We start from the raw sequence: 2110 nt of genomic DNA, 5'->3' as shown, positions 1-2110 counted from the left end.
GTGGCGTAGCGCACGTACGGCGTGCGGCGTATGACGTACGCCGTGTGACGAGCCCGTGTGGCGAGGCCGTACGGCGGGGGCTGCGCGGCGGGGCGTGCGGCCTGCGGCGGCGGCTGATCAGGGGGCGACTTGCGTGGCGCGGGGTGGGGTGCGTATGGTGGTAGATCGTTTGATCCCATTTGCCCGGCGCCGAACCGAAGCGCGCCGCGTGGCGCGTTCCTTACCTTGCCGTGGCTGACCGCATTGAGGCGGTCATTTGTGAAGCCGACACGGAGCTTGGGCGCGTGCCGAGACTCCGGAAGGTTTCGCATTTCGCATGTCCATTTCCAGCACAGCCGTCTCCGCCGACAACGCCGTGAACGACGAGAGCGTTGAGAGTGCAGCAGAGGCACAGCACGCAGTGAGCACCGAGAACACCGAGAACACCCCGGTGTCCGAGGCTGCCGAAGCCGTCGAAGCCGTTGAAGCAGTCGAGGAAGCCGAAGCCGTCGAAGATGAGGCCGCCGAGCCGACCATCACCTTCGGCGACCTCGGGCTCAACGAGCACATCGTCCGCAAGCTGGCGCAGAACGGCGTCACCACGCCGTTCCCGATCCAGGCCGCGACGATCCCGGACGCCCTGTCCGGCAAGGACATCCTCGGCCGCGGCCGTACGGGCTCCGGCAAGACCCTCTCCTTCGGCCTGCCGCTGCTGACCCAGCTGGCCGACGGCCACACCGAGAAGAAGCGCCCCCGCGGCCTGATCCTCACCCCGACCCGCGAGCTGGCGATGCAGGTCGCCGACGCGCTCCAGCCCTACGGCGACGTGCTCGGCCTCAAGATGAAGGTCGTCTGCGGCGGCACCTCGATGGGCAACCAGATCTACGCCCTGGAGCGCGGCGTCGACATCCTCGTCGCCACCCCGGGCCGGCTGCGGGACATCATCAACCGCGGCGCCGCCACCCTCGACAAGGTCGAGGTGGCCGTTCTCGACGAGGCCGACCAGATGGCCGACCTGGGCTTCCTGCCCGAGGTCACCGAGCTGCTCGACCTGGTGCCCACGGGCGGCCAGCGGATGCTGTTCTCCGCCACGATGGAGAACGAGATCGGCACCCTGGTCAAGCGCTACCTGACCGACCCGGTCAGCCACGAGGTCGACGCGGCCCAGGGCGCGGTCACCACCATGACCCACCACGTGCTCGTCGTGAAGCCGAAGGACAAGGCGCCGGTCACCGCCGCCATCGCCGCCCGCAAGGGCCGCACGATCATCTTCGTCCGGACCCAGCTGGGCGCCGACCGCATCGCGGAGCAGCTGATCGACTCCGGTGTGCGCGCGGACGCGCTGCACGGCGGCATGACGCAGGGCGCGCGCACCCGCACGCTGGCGGACTTCAAGGACGGCTACGTCAACGTCCTCGTCGCCACCGACGTCGCCGCCCGCGGCATCCACGTCGACGGCATCGACCTGGTGCTCAACGTCGACCCGGCCGGTGACCACAAGGACTACCTGCACCGTTCCGGCCGTACGGCCCGCGCGGGCCAGTCCGGCACCGTCGTCTCGCTCGCCCTGCCGCACCAGCGCAAGCAGATCTTCCGGCTGATGGAGGACGCGGGCGTGGACGCCTCGCGCCACATCGTCGGCGGCGCCGGCGCGTTCGACGACGAGGTCGCCCAGATCACCGGCGCCCGCTCGCTGACCGAGGTGCAGGCCGACTCCGCGAACAACGCCGCCAAGCAGGCCGAGCGCGAGGTCCAGGACCTCGGCCGGCAGCTGGAGCGGGTGCAGCGCCGCGCGACCGAGCTGCGCGAGGAGGCGGACCGCCTGCGGGCGCGCTCCGCCCGAGAGCGCGGCGAGGACCCGGAGGCCGCCGTGGCCGCCGCCGCCGAGGCCGCCGCCACCGAGAAGGCCGAGGAGACGGCCGCGGCCGCCGCCGCGTCGGTGCCGGCCCAGGCGAACGAGCGCCGTGACGAGCGGGGCAACTTCGAGCGCCGCGACGACCGTCGGGATGACCGGCGTGATGACCGTGGCGGTCGTTCGTACGAGCGTCGTGACGACCGCTCGGGCGGTGGCTTCAACCGTGGTGGCGACCGGGACCGTCCGGCGCGCTCCTTCAACCGTGACGACCGCCCG

Annotated in this window: 1 protein-coding gene; it reads left to right on the top strand. The window is 71.5% G+C overall.

What is annotated here, in order from left to right; all coding sequences use genetic code 11:
- Positions 1–316: 316 nt before the first annotated feature.
- The coding region (locus tag ACFU99_RS41670; RefSeq protein ID WP_384403442.1) for a DEAD/DEAH box helicase at positions 317–2110 on the top strand (1794 nt) is incomplete at its 3' end.

This window comes from Streptomyces sp. NPDC057654, assembly GCF_042800135.1.
Lineage (GTDB): Bacteria > Actinomycetota > Actinomycetes > Streptomycetales > Streptomycetaceae > Streptomyces.
Note: the sequence above shows the minus strand (reverse complement) of the source record. Positions and strands in the feature narration are given on the sequence as shown.